Source organism: Aliifodinibius sp. S!AR15-10 (genome assembly GCF_031569985.1).
In the GTDB taxonomy this organism is placed as follows: domain Bacteria; phylum Bacteroidota; class Rhodothermia; order Balneolales; family Balneolaceae; genus JAMQKA01.
The window spans coordinates 54,431-79,595 of the sequence record NZ_JAMQKA010000024.1 but is presented as its reverse complement, the minus strand read 5'-3'; the positions used below and the strand labels follow the sequence as shown (position 1 = coordinate 79,595).

The window sequence follows — 25,165 nt, the reverse complement described above, 5'->3', positions numbered from 1 at the left end:
ATGACGTCTATTTTTGCCATCAACAAATTCGAACAATTACTGTAAATCAACATGCTAATTAAAAAGTGTAAAGGATCTCCCCGAACGGGTGTAAACCATGTCCCCGAACAGAACATTCGAAGGGGGATTTTCGTGCTAGTACAAATACGACCAGATATACGCGCCACAAAAACAGGGGGAACTCGCTCACTATAGATTTTTCGTAACACTAACGTTCTTAAGTTACTATTTGTGAGAATGGGGCTAACTAAAGCTGTCGGCCTCAACATACGCTTCGATAAGGGCCTTTTCTCCCTCTTCCCCATCACCGGCATTCCCGTGCTCCATGCCCACTATGCCATCGAATCCCTTTTCGTGGACATATTTGAACACGTTTTGGAAATTGATCTCCCCTGTTCCGGGTTCATTTCTGCCGGGGACGTCTCCGACCTGCAGGTACGCAATCTCGTCCCAGCACAGCTCCATATTGCGAATCAGGTTCCCCTCGTTTTTCTGCATGTGATATACATCATACAGGATCTTGCAAGAGGGACTGTTTACCGCTTTACAAATTTCATACGTCTGATCGGAATACCGCAGGTAAAGATCGGGGGTATCACTAAGCGGTTCCAATACCATAACGAGGCCATGGGGTTCAAAAATCTCAGCCCCTCTTCGAAGGGTCTCAATCACATTGCTGGTTTGTATACCCATCGGCAGTGAGCGGTCAAAGTTGCCCGGCACCACGGTCATCCACGTGGCATTCACCCGTTTTGCTACCTCCACTGCCTCCTTACAGGCATTCACAAAAATCTCAGTGTATTCAGGGTTTCCCGCAGTAAAAGAGTTTGCCGAATTGCCGCCTTTGTCGATGACGAATACGCCCATCTCCATGCCCAAATTCGCGAGCTGGCTGCCCATTTTCTCCTGCATTTCCGGTGTACGCCTCATCAGGCCGTTATCCTCAAAAGCAGTGAATCCCTGGTCGGCCATAAACTTTATCTGGTCGATCGGATCATTACCAGCATGGTTCCTGAACATGCCCAGGTGTGGTGCGTATTTTAACTTGAAGGAATGTTGCGTATTTCCTTTTGAAAAGCTTTTCCCCGATGCATGTATGTTCAGTGGAGCAGCTGCAAATGCTGATCCCGCTAACAAGCTATTTTTTAAGAAGTTTTTCCGATCCATAATCATCACATATCGTTTGGTTAAAAATAAAGGCAAAGTAGCTTACAGGTCTAACCCCGGTTTCCTATGACGCTTTTGGTTGTAAAAAAAAGATGCAGGCCGTTTCACCGACCTACATCATAATAATAAAATTGTGTTAAGTGAGTATTAGATCAATGCTATATCTCAGTATAAGATATTCACCAAGTATTTAGCAACGCAATACATCACAGTTCTGGATTAGTATCCAGGGTTTTGAGTCAGTTGATCATTCCTGTTGATCTCCTCTAGCGTAATCGGGAGGAAATACAACTTGTCATCCCAGACTCTTTCCTGTATCACAGGACTGACTTCATACTGGTAGTTTGTATAGCTTGATCGGTCTGCACGGGTCTGTCCTTCAACATATATGTCCATACCGCGTATGCTAGTATGCACATCAGGTGCAATCATCCAGCGTCGGATATCGAAGTAACGCTGTTCCTCGTATGCCATTTCAACACGGCGTTCATTACGGTACTCATCAATGAGTGCTTGACCACTCGCAGTAATATCCGGCATGTGAGCACGCTCGCGCAACTGGTTGAGTGCATTCCGAGCATCCTCTTCTTCGCCCAGTTCAATAGAAGCCTCAGCATAATTCAACAGTATTTCACCATATCGGAAATAGATCCAAGGGATTTCCTGGGTCGTTCCGTTGGCATGGGCTACGGTTGGATCAATAAATTTTCTCAGGTAATAACTCGTGTAACTTCCGTTCCAGTCTTCGATAGGACCATCACGGGTGTCGATACCTGGTAATACCGTGCCATCCGGAAGGGTGATTTCACGGAAGGACTGAATAATATTATGAGGATCCAGGCCTACAGCATCCGGGGGACGCTGTCGCCAATTGGAACCATCATGCAAAACTGTGGCATCGAACCGTGGGTCACGGTTGGCGTAGGGATCGGAGGCATGAGCCGGATTATTCCAGTCAAACTCCGTGCCATCGGCCATCCGGAAGTCATCGATGAACGCCTGTATCGGTGTATTACCGGCCCAGTTGTGGTATCCATTGGGTCCGTTTTCCAGTCCCGGGTAGTTCCCCATCCACTGGTGCTTTCTGAGCAGGTATTTCTGCATGATTACTTCTTCACTGTTTTGCTGGAGGAAGAGATCAATGAAGTTTTGGGTGGCCTCCTCATCGTTTGCCGGACTTGGCCGGAAGAGGCTGTACTCATTCAGATCCATGACAGCCTGCGCTGCATTTTTGGCATCACGCCACATCTGCGTACGATCCTGCCCGCTGGTGTAACCAGTTTCAGGATTACCTGATGGATTGTCGTGGTACAAATCACTTGCAGCGTACAGAAGTACTCGCGATTTCAATGCCATAGCTGCACCAGCACTGGCACGACCTAATTCGGAATCAGAACGTGTAAGAGGGAGCATACCAGCTGCTTTATCCGCTTCAGCGACGATAAAGTCAACGGTCTCTTTAAAGGAATTTCTAGCGGCAGACATATCATCGTCCAATCCATATGGTTCCGTAATGAGAGGAACCCCTCCATAGAACCGGAGCAGTTGATGATAGAAGAATGCACGCAAGAAATGCGCCTCACCCGTCATTTGATCAATAAATTGCTGATCTTCAATTGTGCTTTCGGGTAGCTTGCTAAGCACTACGTTCGCTTCACGAATGGCACCATACAGACTACCCCACTCAAAGTTCTCGTACCTGTCATTTTCAAAAGCACCGAGGTTACTTGGAGTGATATTGGCCTGCAAGAACTCAGCCGTACCGTAACCGTGGATGAAGTGAGCTTCATCGGTGGCCCCGGCTAGCATAGTTCCCTGATATCCATGGTACATTTCCCAGTAGATCTCATTTACATAGGCCTCAACCAAAGGCGGATCATTCCAAACCGCATCTTCTGAAATCTGGTCCAGCGGTTTTTGATCCAATAACGAGTTAACATCGCAGGCTAAAACCCCCAATGTTAACACGCACATTGCAGTTATTTTAAATATTGTGTTCTTCATAATTTCTCTCGTCTAATAATTAAAAAGATGCGGTTAAACCAACGTTAATCACACGCTTCTGAGGGTAATACTCTCCACCCTGAGAACTGGCTTCCGGATCCATCAGTTTAAACTTGTCAAAAGTCAACAAGTTGAAGCCATTGGCGTAGATTCTCAGATTTCTCATACCGAGCTTAGTCATCAGGTTATCCGGCATGTTATACCCGATCTCAAGGGTTTTAAGCCTGATATAATCCGTATCCCGGTAGAAATAGGTGTTACGTTGCTGAATCCAGTATTCTTCCTCACGGTTGAACGTACGCGGACCTGAAAACTCACCGTAGTCAGGGTGCGGACTCATACCAGAAGCATCATTGGGATCGGGTCGCCATCTGTTTTCCGCATATTCCTGGAAGTAGTTGCCAAACTCACCAGACTGGGTCTGGTAGTATTGAGAGGCGCCTGCCGCTCCCTGGAAGAAGATCGTGAAGTCAAAGTTTTTATAACTTCCGTTGATATTGATACCACCAGTCCATTCCGGGATATCATTTCGTTCGATCCTTCTGCGATCATCAGCGGTGATAGAACCATCCCCGTTAATATCTTTGAAAATGACATCTCCAGGTCGTGCACCCGGCCAGTGTGGTCGGCTGTCAACTTCTGCCTGGTCCTGGAAAATACCATCAGCTACATAGTACAGGTCGGTATCCATCTTGGCACCGGTAGACTGCTGCCATGCGGGAGCACCGGGAGCTTCATCCCAGAACTTGATCTCGTTGGTTGCCCAACCGGCATTCAGCGATATGCTGTAGAGGAAGTCGGAACTTGCCTGGTCACGCCAGGTAATCGATCCGTCATATCCCCAACTCTTAACTTCCCCAATGTTCTCTTCCGGCAGGCTGATACCCGCTGATTGTGGAACAGAAGCATTTCGCTGGGTCAGAATATCTGTACGAAGATAATTGAAGTGATCGAGTTCGAATGACAATTTATCATCCAAAATTGCCCCCTCAATTCCAATATCAAACTGATTGGCTACCTCCCAGGTTACGGCCGGGTTCGGTGTACGTGTTTGATAAAGGGTCTGAACTTCATTACTGACACCAAATACGTTCCCAAGGTCTCCAAATGCATAAGTAGCCAGGAACTGATAAGGATCAATACGGTCGTTACCCGTTTGTCCCCATGACGTACGAAGCTTGAGCTCATCAAAGAACCCAACATTATTTGTGAAGAACTCTTCTTCTGTCAATCTCCATCCAAGTGAGAACGCAGGAAAGAAGCCGAAGCGTCCTTCTTCTGGGAAGATATAGGAACCGTCATAACGTCCTACAAACTCCAGCAGGTATTTATCTTGGTAGTCGTAATTTAAACGGCTGAAGAAATTAAATCGAGAACCCTGTGAAGCGGTACCAAAATTTTGCCTCAGGGCTTCTCCACCGGCAAATAATTGGTCAATAGCCGTAGAAATATAATTTCTGCGGAAAGCTTCAAACTCAGCTTCTTTGAATCTTTGCTGCTCAGTTCCAACCAATATTCCCATAGAATGATCATCAAAATCACGCTGATACTCGGCAACCAAGTTCAAGAGAATATTGTAGTTATCCTCATTTGACTGCGTAAGTTGGGGCTCCTGTCCACCTGGTCTGAGTGACCCGGTAAGGAAATCAGAACCATTGGCCGGGTTCCCTCCTGCATCCATATAGGCTGCTTCATCAAATGTATACAGTGTCCACGGTGTGAACCATTGTCTTCTTTGGCGGAAGTCTTTGTCATACGCAACATTGGCGCGGACTCCAAGTCCTTCTATACCTGGAATCTCAATGTCTACTCCAAGATTTGTCTGCAAGTAATATCGATCATCAGCATCATACCCTGTAACATCGGTACCCGTAACCACAGGATTCTGCCCGTTTTCGATATCGGGACCTGGGGATCCATCTGGCCAGAACGCTGGAAGGTTTGGCTTACCTCTCATTATCATCCGGAACGTTGCACCAGCAGGCTGTGTAGGGAAGTTACGATCTTCATACCGCCCGTTGACATCGAAACGCACGCTTACGTTGTCTGAAATCTGGCCGTCAATGTTACTCCTGAAGTTGTACTGCGAGTAGCGTGTCGAACTGCGCTCGTAATATCCATCTTCGGTAAGACCGCCAATGGACAAGCGATATTGCATATTATTACTACCACCTGAAACGGATGCATCCATTCTTGTCTGGTAGGACATCGGCTTCAGAGCTTCGCTAAACCAGTCGGTGTCGTGATACAACCATGGATCCTGCTGCCCGATATTTTCATGCCTTTGAATCTCTTCTTGGGCATATCGTGGAGCACGCCCCCGGTAAATATCGATTTCGTTCAGCATTCTCAGGTACGTAGGAGCGTCCGCCATCTCAGGAATACGAGTGGGCTGGTTAAAGCCCTGGTTGAAATCGAGCGTAACCTGCGGGGCCTGGTTGGCACGTCCACGTTTGGTTGTAACCAAAATTACCCCGTTGGCAGCCTGCGCACCGTAAATAGCGGCAGATGCATCCTTAAGAACTGAGATATTTTGAATATCTCGTGGGTTAAGACGGTCAAGTCCACCAGCACGATTTGGAACCCCGTCAATAACGATCAGGGGACTGTTGTCATTCAATGTATGGGCACCGCGGATTCGAATAGTAGAACCATCATATCCCGGCTCACCACTGTCCGTAACGGTAACAACCCCGGGCAGACGACCGCCAATTGTATTGGAAACGTTTGAAACGGGAGTTTTTTGAAGTTCTTCACCTCCAACAGCACTAACCGACCCTGTCAAAGTCTCTTTCTCACGGGTACCATACCCTACAACTACAAGTTCTTCACCTGTAAACGTTTCAGGGACCATGGTGATGTCTATCTGGGTACGACCGTTAATAGCTACCTCCTGTCGTACAAAGCCGACAAAGGAAAACATGAGGGTATCCTGCAGTGAAGGAACGCCAAGTTCCCAGTTCCCGTCTGGCCCTGAGGTTGTACCCGTTGTAGTACCTTTCACTACTATGTTAACCCCGGGAAGAGAAGTTCCTTCCTCATCGGTGATCTGTCCGCTGACCGTCTCCATGGCAACTTCTGTTTCCGATTTTGGAACAATACCGAACAAGCGGTTATCCAGTTGTTTTAATGCAAGAGGATAATCACTAATTACGCTTTGTACCCCTTTCATAATACTGTTTTCTGTAACAGCTATCTCACGATTTAATCGCTTAGATTCCAGCAGATGATCTTCGTATAAGAAAACCACATTGTATTTGCTTTCAATTTCTGCCAGTGCATCACTTAACAGTGTACCCGTTTTAACCAGATGTACTTTTTTCTGGTCATTCAGGGTAAACACATTTCCAATACCATCCTGGGCGATCGTTTCCGGCACGAACAGGCAAGTCACAATCAGGACAGCAACTATTGATTTTAGTATTTTCATGGTCCCTGTATTTATATATTAGACATTTTGATTTTGGTTGTCTTTTTAGTGGTTTGTTTTTTGTAGTGTAGTATGGTGATTTCCCCTTCTTTTGGTTATTAGTTGGTATTCCCGAAATAAACTATTCCATTGCTATAGGTAACCTTTGCTTCAATAACTTTTGATATGGAAGCAATTACATATTCAAGGTCCTTCAATTTTACCGTACCGGTAAGTGTGCGTTCGCATAGTTTTTTGTCCAGCACCTTTATTTCAACGCCATATATATCTTTGATGCGACTTACCATAAAAGTGAATGGAGAATGATCAAGTAAAAGCTCATTTTCCGTCCAAGAGGTGAAAATTCTAATATTTTTAAACTCCCTAACTGATATCTCCTCCTTACTTCTGCTGAAAGTGGCAAGTTCGTTAGGCTTTATCTGATAAGAGCCTACAGAATCTTTGGTTCCGTCAGTATTTTTCAGGATGGTAACAGAACCTTCTTCAAGGGCTACATTCGTTCTCTTTGGCCCAGTTTTAACGACGAATTTCGTCCCTAAAACCTGTATGGTTCCATCAGGGGTTTGAACCTTGAAGGGGGGTACATTTGGTCCCTCTCGCGATGCGATTGAAAAATAGGCTTCACCCTTTAGATGAACTTCAGTAACATTACCCCGAACCCAGCCTGAAGGATATGTAATCGAGGAATTGGCATTTAATGTAATTGATGAGCCGTCGGAAAGAACAATCGTTTTTTGTTCCTTGAATTCCGTTTTAATGGTTCTCCACTCAAGCGGAGACTGCTTCTGCGCCAACTGTCTTTCCCGGGTACTGTTGTAAATAAAAAAAGATGTGACACCTGTTACCGCTGCCATTAACAAAATGGCGGCAATTTTCAGAAAAAATATACTTCGTGAATTTGAATTACGACGGGCCCAATAACTTCTTAGTGATTTACTGTCAATTCTAACTGCTAGCTCATTCCACTCTTGATTCACGTCCTGGTAATCGGGATGAACAAAGTCTATTCCCAGAACTATTTGCTGAGCTTTCCTGGCCAATTTTTCATTCAATGGACATTCACCTAACCACTTGTCCCATTTATGAATCTCAGCTGGTAATGCTGTACCCTTAACCCAGCGGATAAAAGAGATGTTTTTTGACAACTCGTCAACAGACGTAATTTTATTCCCCATCCGAGATCTTAGATTAGTAGTTATTCCATTAATCACATCGATAGTAAAGAGCAAAGAGAAATGGCTTTGTAATGGTTTTTTCATAAAAAAGAATAAAAAAATATTTTTACTACCTTTTGGTAGGATACATAAAGGGCTTTATTTTATTACTCTACACTTATTGAACTTTCTATATTTTCGCTTCTATATTATCAGAGAGAGCTTATTTTCGATCTTACAGATATTTTTGGGGAAGGGGAAAAGACAATGAAAAAAATAAAAGGGTAATCTTATATCTGTACTACATCACTCCACTTCATCCGAAAGATTTTCCAACAGTAAAAAATAGGGTCCTCTCTCCCATCGGTTTTTAATAGAATCTGCCGATACTATAGGCCCTTCAGGGAAATTAGCCAGGATGATGTCGTCTCTCCCGTTGCCTGTCCAGTCTGCGACATCCATAGTCAACCATCTTCCAATGTCAGACCGGGGATGATGATATGGAGTAAAAGAGAAATCACCTTCATTTTTGAAGAAGATAAAGCCCTCTTCCGGTCTGTTTTCATAATCAGAAAAGTATGATATAACTGCGATATCCAGCAGACCATTCCCACTGAAATCCCGGGCCTTTGCATTGTAAGCCCCATTAATGTGATAAAACCATTTTTGAGCAAACTGGTCTTTCCCATCATTCAGATAGATGTAAACTCCGTGATATGGCTTGAAGGTCTGAGAAAAATCAGCATTGTCTCCACTGGTGTACAGGATATCAGGATGCCCATCGTCATTAAAATCGTGTATTTCAAATGAGCTGGACCCGGCTGTAACTTCAAATTGCAACAATGTTTTCCTCCGGAATTTACCGTTGCCCTCGTTTTCGAATAGATACACTGCCTGATCGGTTTGGGAGCAGAGCGCAAGAATGTCCTCATACCCATTTTGGTTATAATCCATAACATATGACTGAATACATCCCGGCTTGCTGATCAATACCCTTTTTTCGGGTTTCTTTCCTTCTCCCTTGTTCTCCAACCAAAACAGGCTGCCCGCCCGGTGACCGAATTCGTTTACAATTAAATCTTTCAGCCCATCCTTGTTCAAATCCGCATATTTGCTCTCAACTGGACGTGCAAGATTATCCCAGAGCAGGGAATCCTTCTTAAACTCCATCTTTAACGGATCAAATCCCCCCCGCACTACCGAACCGTAAGGCGCATCACTCGGATCAAAGTTACCGATAAACGTTAATAATAAATCACGCGGTATTTGCTTTACTGTGTCATTAAGAATCTCAATTTGAGATAAGGGGGAATCGATTGGACGGCTGTTTATGAGATCCAGTGTCTGGTTAAAAACCAGCAATTTCTTCTCGTTAGAATCACCCAGATAAATCAGCTTGTTCTTGGGGTCAAACTCCACAGCCGAAACTGAAGGCAGGTTCTTGGGCCGATAAGTAGGATAACTGGCTCTGAAAAAGAGAGAGTCCTCTCGAATTCGAGGCTTCATTTCTTCAAAGGCCAGCTCTTGTGGTGCTACATAAAGGTAGTAATTGCGAATCTTTTGCCATTCCTCTTGGGTAACCTGGGGTTCTGATGGATATATATTCTTCGGTATATAGGGATTACTGCGCTGATCATGCGAGCTACCACTGGAACTGGGATCTTTAACACCAAGGAATGGCGCCATTGCCCCCAGAGTCTCAAAGCGCCAAGTCCTCCATGGGAGTAATTTCGGGTTTGGATATTTATGGCAGGTGCTGCAGTGAATTTCGGATAACCGTTTGCCCTCAAGCAAATCAGGGTCATTAATAGTTTGATGAGCACCTGTATCCGGTTGTTGTGTATTAATCGACAATTGTAACAATATTGCAACTACAAACAGCACTCCCACTACTATAAAAATAATCTTCGATTTTCTTCCCATGATGTTATGATGGATATTTTATTCGTAACGTCGGTATGATCTATTAGAAGAAAGCCCTCATTTCCCAAATGAAACGAAAAAGCTGTAATCTAAAATTAGTTTCAAAACCCTTTTTTTCTCATTTTACTTACAATAAGTAACATCAACAAGTGTAGAATTCGCCCATGTCCAGGTCAAATAAAAGCTCGCGAGAGAGCAAACGTTATTCGGCATTCTGGATCGCAATTGTTGGGATAGTATTCATCGGTTTGTTGGGATTAGGTCAATACAGCGGTTTATACAACATTCAATTTCAAAAGCTGCCTTTTTTTGACTCTCCCAAAATTCAATTGGTGGATATAAGCCTGGATTCCGGTTTAGGTTCATTTAAACGCGCCCCAATTTACGCTGCCAATCCAAGCTATATCGAAGTGATGGGCGGCGGGGTTGCCGTAGCTGATATGGATAACGATGGATGGGAGGATATCTTTTTTACCGGTATGCCCTCTTTTGATCCCGAATTTAGCGAGCCTTACTCACAATCGGCTCTTTATCGCAACCTGGGTAATGAAACGTTTGAAGATATCACAGCCAAAGCTGGCCTCAATAGCATAAAGGGATATCCAATGGGAGCCCTCTTTTTTGATTTTGACAACAATGGAACCCAGGACCTCTATATCGCGGCATATGAAGGTGGACAGCTCTTTAAAAACAGTGGAGGGATTTTTTCGGATATAACGGAATCAGCCGGAGTAAGCCTAGAGGGACTTTGTGCCCCTCTTCCCTGCCTGGCAGCAGCGGCTTCGGCAGGTGACTACAACAGGGACGGTTACTTAGATCTCCTGGTCGTCAACAATGCCGCCTGGGATATAAATAATCCTGCTCATTTTGGCGACGGTGCACTTATTCCCGCAGCTTACAATGGTCAGCCATCGGTACTGTTCCGCAATAACGGGGATGGCACCTTTACAAACGTAACGCAGGAGGCTGGAATTACAAACCAGGATCAAGCGGGATACCGCGAGGATGGCAAGGGGCTCTCCGCGATCTGGTCGGATTTTAATAATGACGGCTGGCCCGATATCTATATCGCCAATGACATGTCTCCCAATCGGCTATACCTGAACAGCGGGGAAGGCACATTTCTTGAAATAGGCAAAGCGGGGTTTGTAGATGAGTTAAAGAGCAGTATGGGGATCGATGCCGCTGATTTTAACCACGATGGGCACATGGACCTGGTGGTTACAAATCTGACACTTCAAATGACTTCTTTATTTAGAAATTATGGCAATCTTCGGTTTGATTATGCCACTTTTTATACCGGGATAATACCCAGTGCGAGATCATCGGGATGGGGTATTGCGTTTGTTGACCTGGATCTGGACGGGCACCTTGATCTGTCAATGGCCAGCGGTCCGATCTGGGATCAACACGATGAGGCGGAGAACCTGTTTTTCAAAAACCTGGGGAATGGAAAATTTGAAGATGTCACGAAAACAGTCGCCAGTTTTTCCAATGATAAGCTTACACGAGGGTTAGCTGTAATAGATATGGATCGGTCCGGAACACCTGACCTTATCTTTTCCAACATTGATGGGGCCTCCCCCCAACTTCTAAAAAACAAAACCGCTGGAAACAACTGGGTTAGAATTGATCTGGAAGGAACCGTTTCTAACCGAGACGCCATCGGGGCCAGGGTTACGATTGAACGAGAAGACGGGTTAAACCAAAGCCAGATTGTCGTGGCTGGCAATTCATACCTGAGCACTGGCAGTAAATCGCTGTTTTTTGGGTTGGGGAGTTCAGCCATCAAACAGCTTTCTATTCAATGGCCTTCGGGGCGTACCGACACACTCACAGATGAAAACATTAATATGAATGAAATAATACATATCCGGGAAGGTGACAATCCCAATAGCCCGGTCGAAGTAGCCCATTACAAGCCCTAGGAATCAAACGCCGAGATGTTCTGTAGATAGCAGTATTTGACTTACCCAGGGCCTACTCAAAAGTCTGAATTTATAGTTGAAATAACCACAATTCCCGGACGACGGCACCCCTCAAAGTCCAGAAAATCCCTGCAACAAATTTATTTTAAAGCGAACGGTGTAGAAAAGCGATGGTCTCTAATAAGCTCGAAAATGAGAATATCTGGGATTTTTTGGTGACTTTTTTGGTCATACAAAAAATGAACATACCTATTTGGTTAGCAGCTTCTTGCTAAAATCGGGAGTACCCTACTGTTCATGGACCCTGGTGAAATGCAGGGAAATTCGATTACAGATCTGAAAACCTTGCACTAAGCTGGCATGTAAAATCCAGGAACCATTGAATACAAATACTTAAATGGGGTCTGAGGAAGTCCTAACTAATCCACTCAGAGACATGGTACTTGAAACAGCCCGGTATTACCTTCAATGTCAATATAGGGGAAGGTTTTACTGATAATACCTCCAAAATATCCTACCCCGTTTTCAATATTTGATATGCCTTCCGGCAAGGCAATCGTATGCCTGTCAAGAGATAGAAAGTCAACCCATTCGGGGCCACCGGAGGCAACAAAAACATTCCGCTCAGTTACTGAAATATTACAATACATCTCCCTGATTTGTGAACGACCAAATTCCGGGTTTATGGGAACACGATAGGTGGCCTGTGGGATAAAAATACTGAACTCCAAATATGGAAAAGCAGCTTTAAACTCTTCAGCAGTTCCATCACGTTGGATAGTATAAACTACCTGCACATCGGCCAATTTTTCTACTTCTCGGATTATCAGTATGTCAGCCCCAAACTCAGGCTCGCGAAATTGGGGAACGGGAAAATCATGTGGAAGAGTGGCTTGTGCCTCGCTACTATGACCGTCGTCACCAGTAGCTGTAATCCGGTATGTTTGTTCCGGAAGGATATCCATGGTGGTCCAATAAATATATGCGTATCTATCTCCTGCATAATTAAAAACTGAATCATTCATAGTCACCATTTCGCCACTTTGTATATGTTCAAGCGTGACCGCGGGAGCTGTTAGGTTGGCGTCAAGATCAAGAGTTTCTCTTACAGGCATAACTCGAATCCATTGTGTATCGACGGAAGCATCAAGATAGCCGTTTATGGAGAAAAAATGCCGTACATTTTCCTGAACCGGTTCAAAAGGTTGTTCACAGGCTGTTATGATAAGAGCTACCCAACAGCAGAATAGCAGGTAGAAATTATGTGAAGGAACCAACTTTTTATAACCATATAATCTGGGAACGTTCATCAATTGTATCCTAACTTTACAGACAAATAGGGTGCCAGCGGCAACTGATCAATCCTTCGATGAGTATACACATCATAGTAAAAAAGGTTGTTGTGATCGTACAGGTTGATTGCCCCGATTTGAAGAGTCAAGTCTGCTGAATTGAACCTGAAAATACGTTCAAGAGAAATGTCCAGGCGATGGTATGAGGGCGTTCGCCCTTGGTAAGGTTTTTCCAGTATTACCCGAGAGGTACCAAATACACGCTGTAAATCAGGAAGCCGCTCGTTATAAAAAAAGATTTCATCAAAACCGATTGGGCGGGTGAAGGGCACTCCGGTTCCAAACTCCCAGCGAAGGGAGGCGGTATAATCGCCAAAATTCACACTCACCAAACCATTTACGTTATGGCGACGGTCGTGTGACGGATGGTATCTTTGTACCGGCTCTCCAAACCAAACATTAAAGTGATCTTGTGCTGCCTCATATTGAGTCCAGGAATACCCATAACCGAGAAAACTATAAAATGTGCGCCGGTTATATTCCAGGCGGATATCACTGCCATATACGCGACCATCAGCTAATGCGAGATCAGTCGTAAATTCTGCCAACGTACTCCACACCGCAACGGGGATATTCCGAAGCCATTTATGGTATCCTTCAAAAGATATTTGGAATCCGCTGCCCAGCGACTGACTCCAACCCAATAACGCATGAATTGACTCCTTTTTCGCCTTTCCAATCGGGGCAGCCATCCAGGCAGTAAATACGGAACTCGCGTCTCGTGTGTCGCTTAGCCCTACCAGTGATTGGGTATACCTGCCGAGGGCCAAATTTAGTTGTGCATCTTCAAGCGCAGGGGGATGCCAGGAAACCCTGAAACGCGGCTCCAGTCCTGTCCTGTAATTCTCACGATACAGGGTAAATACGGATCCTGGGTAAAAATGAACCTGCTCGCCTAACGGAATGGTAGCCTCCATATATACTCCGCCATTCAAAAGATGATCGCTTGCTTGTTGTGGAATCTGGAACTGATCCTTAAAATCGTACTTCAGGGTCTTTATGTGTACAAATAACCCGTAATTTAATCTTGTTTGCCGAATGTATCTCGTAATATTAGCGTCAAGATTAAACCGTGTAATCCAGGAAAACCTTTCTGGATCATTAATGCTACCCACAGCGTTCGACACGTGAGAGAATCCCGTATTCAAATCAAACAATAAATCTGTGTCGTTGGGAAGTACTACACAGCGACCGCCAAGCAGGAAATTTTTCCATTCTGTCACCTCTTCCTGTTCAAAGTCAAGCTGTCCACGGTCAAAGGTTCGAAGAGCCATTCCAGAACAGCGAGTATCATTTACTCCAAAATGACTTAACTTCAGATACTGGCTTTCAAACTCAACAGGTTGTTTTTGCTCGAGGAACCATGGACTTGTAAATTCTATCAATGATCTTCGAGCTGAGGCGATAAAGGAGGACTTTCCCTGTTTTAAAGGTCCTTCAACCAACAGCTCCCCCACGAATGGGCTTACGGTAGCATTACCTGAGGGCTGGTATCGGTTTCCGTCACGCATTTTCACATCCAGAACCGAGGAAATGCGCCCACTGTATCTTGGGCCAAATCCACCGGCATAAAAATCCACTTCACTAACCAAGTCTGACGGGAATACTGAAAAAAAACCCAGTATATGAAACGGTTGAAAGATTAATGTGCCGTCTATCAAAACCATATTTTCTGTTGGCGTCCCGCCCCGAATGTAGAACTGTCCTCCCCGATCTCCCAAGGCAACAACCCCGGGCATTGCCTGTAAGTAGCTAGCAAGATCTCCCGACCCAGAGGGCGAAGGAACTCTTTGAATTTCCACCGACGATATCTCTTGTCTACCGGCTTCGAGTCGGGCAGCTCCCCTGGTGGGAGATACCACAACTTCATCGAGCTGTTCCTCATCAGGTTTTAGAGCTACGCTGACAGTACGAATTTCCCCTTCTTCTACGATGAGCGTATCTTTGAAGGTTAGGTAACCGACAAAACTAATTTGAAACAGGTAAGTACCGGCCGATATACCCGTAATCTGGTAGAAACCATTGTCGTCTGTTGCTATTCCGCGAATACGCCCTTCCTCTTCCACTGGTAAAATCTGCAGAGCTGCGTTAGCACCTTCCAGCGGTCGTGCAGAAGCACTGTCTGTCACTATTCCCTGGACAAGAGAAGTTTGTGCTATTCCCAAATTTATGGCCATAATGCTGATAAAAGCAGTGGTCAGCAGTAGAAAGGCGGTTCTGTAAAAATTGAAACCGGAATACATCTTCGTCACCACTTCTTCCGGAATGGCCAGTTATTGCAATTGATCACCTGTTCCTGGTCTCTATTACTCCCTGGCATTCACCGGTTTTATAATAAAAACGAAGCAGGTCCAAAGGCTACTGGACCTGCTTCTGAGATAAGTTATTTATGAGTGCCGTTCGCTGGGCAATTACCAAATCCTTCAACAGGAATTGAAGCATCTAATCATATTTACATTGCTCATCAATGCACTCATTTTTATTAAGATTTAATACCCCGGATTCTGCACCAGCTGGTCGTTACGATTGATTTCATCGAACGGTATCGGGGCAAAATAGTGGCTGTCATCCCAGGCCCTGTCCTGAATATGCAACGTCGGATCAAAGGTGTAGTTGGAGTAGGTGGACCTGTCCCTTGCATCAGTAGCCTCAGCGGTAATCAAGATTCCACGGGCATCTTCGTACTTTGTGGGAGCGGTTTTCCATCTACGGATGTCAAACAGCCGATGCTCCTCACCAAACAGTTCAACACGTCGCTCGTTTTGATATCGGTCGATCAATGCTTGTCCACTGTCGGTGATATCCGGCATTCCTGCCCGGGCCCTGATCATATTCATTGCATCACGGGCATTTTGCTCCTCACCGAGCCCGATACATGCTTCTGCATAATTAAGAATGACCTCGGCATACCGCATGTAAATCCAAGGGGTTTCCGCTCTCTCCTGGGGTGGCAGGGTCGGATCGATAAACTTCCTCAAATAATATCGGGAATAGCTACCGTTCCAGTCCTCAATAGGGCCGTTCCGGGTATCAACCCCAACTACCTGGGAATTATCGGGAAGTGTCACACGCTCAAAGGTTTGAATATGACCATCTACATCGTAAGGCTCCCTGAATGATGGCGGCGTTACCCATGGTGCCCCGTCATAGAGGATAGAAGCATAAAACCGTGGATCCCGGTTGGCAAAAGGATCAGACGCATGGGCCTGATTGTTCCAGTCAAACTGGGTTCCATCGGCCATCTCGTAGGCATCTACGAGCGACTGCAATGGCGTGTTCCCCGCCCATCCGCGATAGCCGTTTGGGCCGTTGAACTGGTGGGGTAGGAAACGGTCCTGCCAGTCGCGGCTACCCAGGAAGAAACGGGCCATAATCGTCTCTTCATGGTCTTCATTTACGATAAAGAGCTGTTCGTAATTTGTTGCCGGATCACCTTGCACCCGTTCAAAAAGACTGTAAACTCCCATGTCCATCACAGCTTGGGCAGCGTCTTTTGCAGCCTGGTAACGAGCCTCCTGGCTTCCGGATGTATACCCTGTTACTTCAGGAGTTGACCCGATGGGATCTGCGTACAAATCACTTGCAGCATGGATAAGGATTCTAGCTTTAAGTGTTAATGCTGCGCCTTTTGTTGCGCGTCCCAGATCTCGTGCTTCCACCGGTAACAGTGCCGCGGCTCGATCAGCCTCTTCAACAACAAAATTGACGCTTTCTTCAAAGCTGTTGCGCGGAACCAGCAAGTCGTCATCCAGGTTGTAAACCTGCGTAATGATAGGAATCCCGCCGTAGTTGCGGACGAGGTTGTGATAGAAGTAAGCACGCAGGAAATGCGTCTCCCCCTTCACATTATTCCTAAACTCCTCAGTTACATTGGCATCGTCAATATTCGCCAACACAATGTTGGTTTGACGGATTGCACTATACAGATGATCCCATCTGAAATGCCTGAGATCACCGCGGCCCCAAGCCCCCACATTACTTGGACTTGCAATCCCCTGTACGATCTCGATTGTGCCGTAACCGTGAATGAAATGCGTGTCGTCTGTCAGGGACGATAGCTTCACTTCGTCAATCCCGTGGTGCATCCTGCGGTAGATATCGGCAAGATATAGATCAATTAGTGCGGGATCCTGCCAGACGGTCTCATCGGACATTTGATCCGTTGGACTGACGTTCAAGATATCCTCACTGCATGACCCGAAAAGAAACAGGACGCACAGGATTCCCAGAATCTTATATTTTAGATTTTTCATTGTTTTTAATTTCTTCATCTTATTTCCATTTAGCTTCAATAGTTAAAAAAACTTATATCCACCCAGGCCTTCTAAAGATCTGGGTGGATACTGGCCAGCCTCTAAAATGATAAGGACAAGCCGAGATTAATCACCCTCTTCTGTGGATAATAGGAACCTGAAGCCTCACGAGCTTCCGGGTCCATCCAGAAATCACTGAAGGTGAGGAGATTAAATCCATTCGCATAAATTCGTAACCTGTCAAGCCCTATCTGGCTGGTGAAAGATGACGGTGCGTTATAGCCGATTTCCAGGTTTTTGAGCCTCACGTAATCCGTATTCAGGTAGAAGTAAGTATTTTGTTGCGAAATCCAATACTCTTCTTCGCGTTGGAATGCTCTCGGTCCTGAAGCATCCGGGTTGTCCGGTGTCCACCGATTCTCTGCGAACTCCTGGAAGTAGTTACCGAAATCACCAGATTGCGTTTGTATCCATTGGGATGCACCTGCGGCACCCTGGATTAACATGGTGAAATCGAAGGCCTTATACTGCCCACTGATGTTCAAGCCTCCATTCCATTTTGGAACATCGGTTCGTTCAACCCTGACTCTATCGTCTGAATTGATAACGCCATCATCGTTCACATCTTCAAAAATCAGATCACCCGGCCGTGCATTATCCCAGTGAGGATAACTCTCAACTTCAGCCTGGTCGTTGAAAACTCCTATAACCCTGTATAAAAGGGGAGCTTCCATCATTCTGCCGGTTGATTGCTGCCACTCAGGGGCTCCAGGCGGTTCATCCCAGTACTGTATTTCATTTGTGGCATACCCACCATTCAGGGATAGGTCAAGCAAGAAGTTTGAACCAAACTGCTTTCGCCAAGAAACCGTACCGTCGAAACCCCAGCTTTTAACTTCCCCGATATTTTCCCTGGGCAGTTCGAGGCCTGCTGTTTGGGGAACAGAAGCATTTCTCCACCAAAGGATATCTTCCCTGAGATAGTTGAAATAGTCGAACTCGATTGACAACTGATTGTCAAAAACAGCGGTCTCTATTCCCACATCAAACTGGTTGGCTACTTCCCAGGTCACATTCGGATTTGGCGTGCGTCCCGGGAAAATACTCTGCATCACAGAGTTGTTAAAGATGTAACCACCGCCGAACGTATATGTTGACAGGAATTGCCATTCCTCAATGCGGTCGTTTCCTGTCTGCCCCCAAGAGGTACGCAACTTTAACTCATCGAAAAAGTTATTCGTTGCGTTTTGGAACCAATCTTCCTGGCTAAGTCTCCATCCCAATGAAAATGAGGGGAAGAATCCGAATCTTTCACCTTCCGGGAAAATGTAAGAGCCATCATACCGACCAACAAATTCAAACAGGTACTTGCTCTGGTAATTGTAATTCAGCCTCGTAAAGTAATTGAGCCGGGCTTCTTTGTTATTTTGATCAATAACATCTCTTGAGCCACCACCCAAATCCTGCTGATCTTCACCACCAACATCCAGGATGTCGATCTGTGTGGATGGGTAGAATCTTCTAAAGGCCCAGAATCCTGCATTATTGGATTCCTGGCGTTCTGCACCCAACAACACGCTATACGAGTGGTCCCCAACATCCTGCTGATAGGTACCCACGAGGTTCAGGAGAATACCGTCGCCTGTTTCTGACCACTGCTGCAGGTTTGCGTCCTGGTTCGGAACGAGGCTTGAGTTGAATACCGGTTCTCCACTGCTGTCCATACCGTCAGCAACTCCGTCACCGTTGGTGTCGAATCCCTCAAGTGAATAAAGGGTCCATGGTGTCTGCCATCGCTTGCGCTGCAGGAAGTCTTTGTCGTAAGAAGCAGTTGCTTCAAACGCAAGTCCGTCTACGCCGGGAATATCAACCTTGAGCCTGACATTACTTTGGAAATAATAGCGTTCATCATCGTCATAACCGGTGTCATCGGTACCCGTGACAACCGGGTTGGTACCGTTTTCGATATCAGGTGCAGGAAGTCCATTGGGCCAGAACCCGTGTTCATTCGGCTTGCCACGCATTAACATACGGAATGTTTGCCCAGCACTCTCAGTTGGGAAATTTCTATCCTCGAAACGACCCAGCGCATCGAATGATAGGCTAATATAGTCGGATAACTGACCGTCGATATTACTGCGAAAGCTATATTCATTATAGCGTGTTGCACTGTTCTCATAGTATCCATCTTCGGTCAGTCCGCTGAATGACAAGTAGTATTTAACCGATTCACTACCACCTGAAACCGACATATCTGCGCGAGATTGGAAAGAGATCGGTTTTAATGCCTCATCAAACCAATCAGTGTCAGGACACAACCAAGGATCTTCCTGGTTTCTATGGCAATTGATTTGTTCCTGAGAATACCGGTCGCCGAGTCCCCTGTAATTGTCAATCTCATTCAACATCGTCATGTAGGTGGCAGCATCCGCCATCTCAGGTATGCGGGTAGGCTGGTTGAAGCCTTGGTTGAGGTCCAGCGTGAACTGGGGCGCCCCAACTCTTCCCCGTTTCGTCGTAATGAGTATTACCCCGTTTGCGGCTCGTGAACCATAAATGGCTGCTGAGGCATCCTTCAATACGCTGATATTTTCAATATCCCTTGGGTTCAGGCGATCCAATCCACCCGATCGGTCCGGAACACCATCAATAACCACAAGTGGTTCATTGTTATTAAGCGTATGCTCACCACGAATACGAATTGTGGCTCCATCATACCCCGGTTCACCACTTTGGTTGACTGTAACGACGCCAGGTAGTTGGCCGGTCAAACTGTTCGCCATGTTCGTTACGGGCACTTTTTCTATACGCCCCCCAGAAACAGAACTCACAGATCCGGTCAGCGTTTCCCTGGTTTGGGTGCCATAACCAACAACAACTAGTTCTTCACCGGAGTACGTTTGAGGAACCATGGCCACGTCTATTTCTGTTCGCCCTTCAATGGGTACAACCTGTGTCTGAAAACCTACGAATGAAAAGACAAGTGTATCCTGTAATGACGGTACATTTAGCTCCCAGTTTCCTTCGGTATCGGATGTGGTACCAATAGTAGTTCCACTAACCAATATGTTCACTCCCGGCAAAACCTCACCTGCGTTATCTGTAATCTGTCCGCTGACGGTCTCGATATACCTCAGCTCGGCACCTTCAGCCTCTAAAGCCCAAATCCCTGAACTATTTGAGTTATTCAGGGTTAGAGCATTATCAAACCCATCCTGTGCTACAGTGACCGGCACAAACATGCCAGCAACAACCAGAATGGCACATATAGATTTTAGTATTTTCATGATCCCTGTATTTAATGTTTGGTATTTAGATATTGTAATCCCACGGTATGTTTGAAATGTGATTTTTATCCTCCCTTTTTTATTCTTGGTTGAAATCCCAAAAACAGCCTATCCGTTTTATATGAAGTGATAATCAATCATCCCCAATAAATAGACTGCACGTCATTCGACAGATCTTCAATCGTTATGTCCCTCGTTCTTACTTGATAAAGATTATCAAATATGAGAGGCACTTCGGTTCCATACGTCTCTTTTTTCCAAGACCCTGTAACTTATAGGAGAGCTGTCAAGTATTGACTTTTTCTCGTACCAAAAAACATTGTTGTAAATAGTTTTTTTCTCTAAAAGATCATCTTGGGATACAGACTTCTTAAAAGCGGTGGGCAAATAATATTTAGTGATATTGAAGTCAATATCCAGATAACTAATATTCTTTTTAAAACTGGATTTTCCAGACCTTTTTTCAACCATTTTAACAACATGGCCATTACTATTTGAAGAAATGGTGCTGCGTTGCTCCCTCTCATTCGGTTTTATCGGCAAATATGTTAATAGGTGAGCTGGGTTATCATATCGGAGTCCAGTCTCTCTAAGTTTCCATAAAAAATTATTTTCTTGTTTCTGTTCTCCAGATAAATTGACGTTTATACTGAGAAAAGCAATGCCAGCAACAGCAGAAATCCAGAATAATTTTGTAAATAGTAACAGTGATTTCCGTCCTAAAATCGCAGTCTTAGTGCTGGTATCTTTTTCTTTATTAAATTTAATTCTCGATACAAGCTGATTCCACTCTTTTTCTGCATCACAGTGACTAGAACAGGAATTGGTAAAATCTATCCCAAGTACTTTCTTTTGCGCCTCTTTGGCCAATTTTAGATTTGTTGGACATTCATTTACCCATGTGTCCCATTTTTCGGCTTCACGTATATCTGCATTGCCTTTAACCCACCGGATAAAAGAAAAGTTTTTGGACAGTCCCTCTATGAAAGAGATAATTTCCATTTTTTCATCCCAAAAGGAAAAATAAACACCCAAAAAGAAATGTAGTGCCTTTACTAGTAAAGAACTATATCAAAGCACTTTGTAACCTATCTTAACAAAAAAAATAAAAAAATTACATTGCAGCCTTCTTCGGAGAGGTAAAAATTTTATCTTCAAACTCTTTTTTCAATGCCTTAACCCCATGATAAACGTAGTTACGCGCCGTCTGATAGCTAACTGACATTATTTTTTCTATTTCACTATACCCCATGCCATTAAAATATTTAAGGTAAATGGCTTCTTTGTGTCGTTCAGGCAGTTTATTCAGGGCTTTGACCAATGCTTTCTTTTGTTCTCTTTGTTTCTCTTCATGAATCATAAAATCTTCAGGTGTGAACGCTAACAATCTGGAATAAGAAATAAAATCATCCCTATTGATTTCTTTGTTATCATTATTGATAGCTTTAAAAATATCTCTGCGAAGTGACACCCACAGATAGGCTTTCACAGAGGTGACATCGGACAAATGGTCCTTCCTGTCCCAGATGCGATAGAACAATTCCTGTACGCAGTCTTTTGACAGGTAGGTATCTCCACTTACTTTGTAAGCGTAACCAAACAGATCATCATAATAGCGTTCAAACAGAACCTTCAGCGATTGCCGGTCCCCTTCCTTAAGTGTTTGCCATATTTCTGAATCCGACATTTCATAATAACAGTCGCCATTGTCCATATATTATTTCCCTTCCCCTTATTTATAGAGCTTTGACCACCAAAATTTTATCGTAGTAGAGAGGCACGTGGCTTAGTTTTAAGATAGAATTTTTTGTTCCCAATGCAACTTTTTTGTTAAAACCCTTTGCATAAACTTGTAAGCTGAAACCCTTAAGTGTTTTAATCACACTAGATAAAGTATACTAATACCACTTCTTAAAGTAAACAGATGACATCCACTTAAGATGTCATCTGCATTTTTAATTGGTATTTTCCTGGAATTCTATGCAATAACCTCCGTTTTACCCGGTACTGGTACAGGATATTTGCCATCTTCATTGGGCACTACGGGGGGCGTTTCTTCCCATCCATACTTTTCTGGCATCAGGCTCTTTGGGGAATTGAGCGCATCTTCCCAGTTGATAACTTCACCGGAATAGGTCGCCATGCGTCCCATCAACGCGGTTAACGTACTTTTGGCTCCGTATTCGGTATCATTGATATGATCACCATTACGGATGGCAGCAAAAAGTTCGTCGTGTTCTTGCTGGTATGGATTCGGATCAGTGTCAGCGTTGTGGTCATACAGGGTTTCCCCGTCCCAGCTTTTCAAGATACCGCGGTCGCCACTGGTGTCAATGGTTCCCTTGGTTCCCTGGAAAAACTCGGCAACCCGACTCATCGTGTTGGGTTGATGTCGGCACTGGCTGGCAATGACTGCTCCGCTCGGATAGGTAAACTCGACAAAGTGGTGGTCAAAAATCTGCCCGTGATTGGAACCCGTACGCACTTCGCGCCCTCCCATCCCCTGGGCAGATTCCGGGTATTCCCCTATGAACCAGTTGGCCACATCAATGTTGTGGATATGCTGCTCCATAATATGATCGCCGCAGAGCCAGGTAAAGTAGTACCAGTTCCGCATCTGGAATTCCATCTCATTTTGATGGGGCTGGCGCTCGCGTACCCACACACCGTCGCTGTTCCAGTAGACCTGGCCCGATACGATATCGCCGACGGCGCCATCATTAATTCGATTTATTACTTCGCGATAGCTATTCTGGTAGTGTCGCTGCAGACCCACGACTACATTTAAGCCTTTTTGGTCGGCCATCTTGCCGGCTTCCATGATTTTTCTGACGCCTGGAGCATCTGTAGCCAGCGGTTTTTCCATAAACACATGCTTGTCAGCCTGGATAGCTGCCTCAAAATGGTCCGGTCGGAATCCGGGTGGAGTCGCAAGAATAACAACATCGGCGAGTTCAATTGCATTTTTATATGCATCAAACCCAACGAACTTGTGTTCTTCAGGTACATTTAGCTTTTCAGGCTCATCGTCAAACACCTTGTTCAGTGTTTCGAAACTCTCATCCAACCGATCGCGAAATGCATCAGCCATGGCGACGAGCTGAACGCCGTCACCAGTGCTCAGTGCTTGCCGGGCTGCTCCTGTACCCCGGCCTCCACAACCTACGAGGGCTATTTTCAGGGTGGCTGTCCCGCCGGCGTAGGCCCCTGCCCCAACCGGAAGTGAGCCCAGCAAGAGTCCTCCAGCTGCTAAGGAGGAGGAGGTCTTAACAAAATCCCGCCTGGAAATTTTATGCTTCCCATTCATACCATCTTCCTTTTTACTCATAATATCCCACTGTAATTAAAGATTAGAACCCCTTTACTAAAATCCCTGTCAAAGGGCTGCAATTACTTTTTACTGAAGTAATTTATGTTATGGTTAACAACCATCAAAATTATATTCAGCTCACACTACAAAATTACTGGAAACAATACATTTAAATCTTATAAAAGATCGACGAATTAATAGCTAAATCCAGTAAACCTTCAAGTTCTTCCAGATGTAACTGGAGGCAGATCAACAAGTAGAACTATTTACAAATATGTGTTAGTTATAGTCTTCGATAGCCTCAATCCAATACTGCTCCATTTGCTCTTTCGGAGGCTGTTCGGCCGGGCGCACTACACGAAATCCCAGGAATGGAGCATCCGTAAGCCACCAGCGGCTTTTGGGCAGTTGTGGATCACGCCGCTTCCACCGGGTAATTGACCCATGCCTGTTTGCACAGCGAAGCTCCGAGGCCTCCTGCGACCATGATCCCCCGCGCAAAGATCGGGGATAGAGCTCATCCGGAAGGAATAATGGGTTTTCAGCACCATCTTCAATTTTACTGAAGTAATCCTCAAAGTACTGATCCATAGTCCATTCGGCTACGTTGCCGTGCATATCATGAAGGCCTAGCGCATTCGGCTTTTTCTGACCCACCTGGTGGTATTTGTCTTCGCTATTGCCTTCGAACCAGGCATACTCTTCCAGGTTGCCGGCCTCATCCCCAAAAGAATAGGCGGTGTTGCTGCCCGCTCGACAAGCATATTCCCACTCAGCTTCCGTGGGCAACCGGTAAAAGTGATCGGTTTTGGCCGTCAGCCATTTCGTATACATGACAGCGGCATAATGCGTCATATTTATGGCCGGATACCCTTCGCGTCCCATTCCGAAACTCATATCAACATATGGTGGTGTGGGCAGGGATACGGCATCCGCCTGCAGATCTACACCGTTTGCTGATGATAACTGTTCCTTGAGTTTTTCAATCTCCTCTTTAACAAACAGGTCGTATTGATCCCATGTTATCTCGTGAACACCCATCCAAAATGAGTCCACAGTTACTTTCTTCGGTGGACCTTCATCCTCATTTTCCGTACTCCCCATAGTAAAGGTCCCCCCTGTAACCGGTGCCATTTCAATAGTCTGGTCAGATCCCGGTATTGGCTCCGTGTATCGTTCGAAATCATCAGTTTGAGTGGTAGACGGTGCTCCATCAGTATAATAACCAGCTACTGCAATAATTAAACCGGCAAACAGATACCAACTTTTCACGATAAAATGGTGCATGAATGATACAGATTATAAAGTTCTCAACGTTATATACTAAATTCCAGCTTAACGGCTTATCATTCGGCTA

The 25,165-nt window shown here is 45.1% G+C and carries 14 protein-coding genes; 1 reads left to right on the top strand and 13 read right to left on the bottom strand.

All coding sequences use genetic code 11. From position 1 onward, the window contains the following. Nucleotides 1-243 precede the first annotated feature (243 nt). From NC796_RS15580 to NC796_RS15560, 5 genes are all read right to left on the bottom strand, one after another. Entirely contained in the window at nt 244-1,167 is a 924-nt protein-coding gene (locus NC796_RS15580) for a TIM barrel protein (RefSeq protein WP_310685701.1), read from the bottom strand. Between the two features lie 219 nt (nt 1,168-1,386). After that, nucleotides 1,387-3,171, bottom strand: coding sequence for a RagB/SusD family nutrient uptake outer membrane protein (locus NC796_RS15575; protein ID WP_310685699.1), 1,785 nt, complete (start codon nt 3,169-3,171; stop codon nt 1,387-1,389). A 19-nt stretch (nt 3,172-3,190) separates the two neighbouring features. Then, nucleotides 3,191-6,601, bottom strand: a complete 3,411-nt coding sequence (locus tag NC796_RS15570; protein ID WP_310685698.1) for a TonB-dependent receptor — start codon at nt 6,599-6,601, stop codon at nt 3,191-3,193. A gap of 98 nt (nt 6,602-6,699) precedes the next feature. Continuing rightward, on the bottom strand, nt 6,700-7,860 hold the full coding sequence (locus NC796_RS15565) for a FecR family protein (protein ID WP_310685696.1): 1,161 nt from the start codon (nt 7,858-7,860) through the stop codon (nt 6,700-6,702). Between the two features lie 201 nt (nt 7,861-8,061). Then, nucleotides 8,062-9,678, bottom strand: a complete 1,617-nt coding sequence (locus NC796_RS15560; protein ID WP_310685694.1) for a VCBS repeat-containing protein — start codon at nt 9,676-9,678, stop codon at nt 8,062-8,064. A gap of 164 nt (nt 9,679-9,842) precedes the next feature. Between NC796_RS15560 and NC796_RS15555 the strand changes: the two genes are divergently transcribed. Then, nucleotides 9,843-11,606 (top strand): CRTAC1 family protein, encoded by a 1,764-nt coding sequence (locus tag NC796_RS15555; RefSeq protein WP_310685692.1) that lies wholly within the window; start codon nt 9,843-9,845, stop codon nt 11,604-11,606. Nucleotides 11,607-12,034: 428 nt separating this feature from the next. Here the strand turns inward: NC796_RS15555 and NC796_RS15550 are convergent, their stop codons facing one another. The 8 genes from NC796_RS15550 to NC796_RS15515 form a co-directional block, all read right to left on the bottom strand. Then, nucleotides 12,035-12,916 carry a hypothetical protein gene (locus tag NC796_RS15550; RefSeq protein WP_310685691.1) on the bottom strand — a complete coding sequence of 294 codons (882 nt, stop codon included), beginning with the start codon at nt 12,914-12,916 and terminating at the stop codon, nt 12,035-12,037. After that, nucleotides 12,916-15,135 (bottom strand): TonB-dependent receptor, encoded by a 2,220-nt coding sequence (locus NC796_RS15545; protein ID WP_310685690.1) that lies wholly within the window; start codon nt 15,133-15,135, stop codon nt 12,916-12,918. Before NC796_RS15545 ends, NC796_RS15550 begins: the two co-directional genes overlap by 1 nt. Before the next feature lie 312 nt (nt 15,136-15,447). Next, nucleotides 15,448-17,229 carry a RagB/SusD family nutrient uptake outer membrane protein gene (locus tag NC796_RS15540; protein ID WP_310685689.1) on the bottom strand — a complete coding sequence of 594 codons (1,782 nt, stop codon included), beginning with the start codon at nt 17,227-17,229 and terminating at the stop codon, nt 15,448-15,450. A gap of 83 nt (nt 17,230-17,312) precedes the next feature. Further along, nucleotides 17,313-20,498: a TonB-dependent receptor gene (locus NC796_RS15535; RefSeq protein WP_310685687.1), complete on the bottom strand. Its 3,186-nt coding sequence runs from the start codon at nt 20,496-20,498 to the stop codon at nt 17,313-17,315. Nucleotides 20,499-20,714: 216 nt separating this feature from the next. Beyond that, entirely contained in the window at nt 20,715-21,500 is a 786-nt protein-coding gene (locus NC796_RS15530) for a hypothetical protein (RefSeq protein WP_310685686.1), read from the bottom strand. 112 nt (nt 21,501-21,612) lie between these two features. Next, nucleotides 21,613-22,212 (bottom strand): RNA polymerase sigma factor, encoded by a 600-nt coding sequence (locus tag NC796_RS15525; protein WP_310685683.1) that lies wholly within the window; start codon nt 22,210-22,212, stop codon nt 21,613-21,615. A gap of 264 nt (nt 22,213-22,476) precedes the next feature. Next, a complete protein-coding gene (locus tag NC796_RS15520; protein WP_310685682.1) occupies nt 22,477-23,826 on the bottom strand; it encodes a Gfo/Idh/MocA family oxidoreductase in 1,350 nt (449 codons plus the stop codon). A gap of 261 nt (nt 23,827-24,087) precedes the next feature. Continuing rightward, complete coding sequence (locus tag NC796_RS15515) at nt 24,088-25,095, bottom strand: formylglycine-generating enzyme family protein (RefSeq protein ID WP_310685681.1); 1,008 nt, start codon at nt 25,093-25,095, stop codon at nt 24,088-24,090. Between the last annotated feature and the right edge of the window lie 70 nt (nt 25,096-25,165).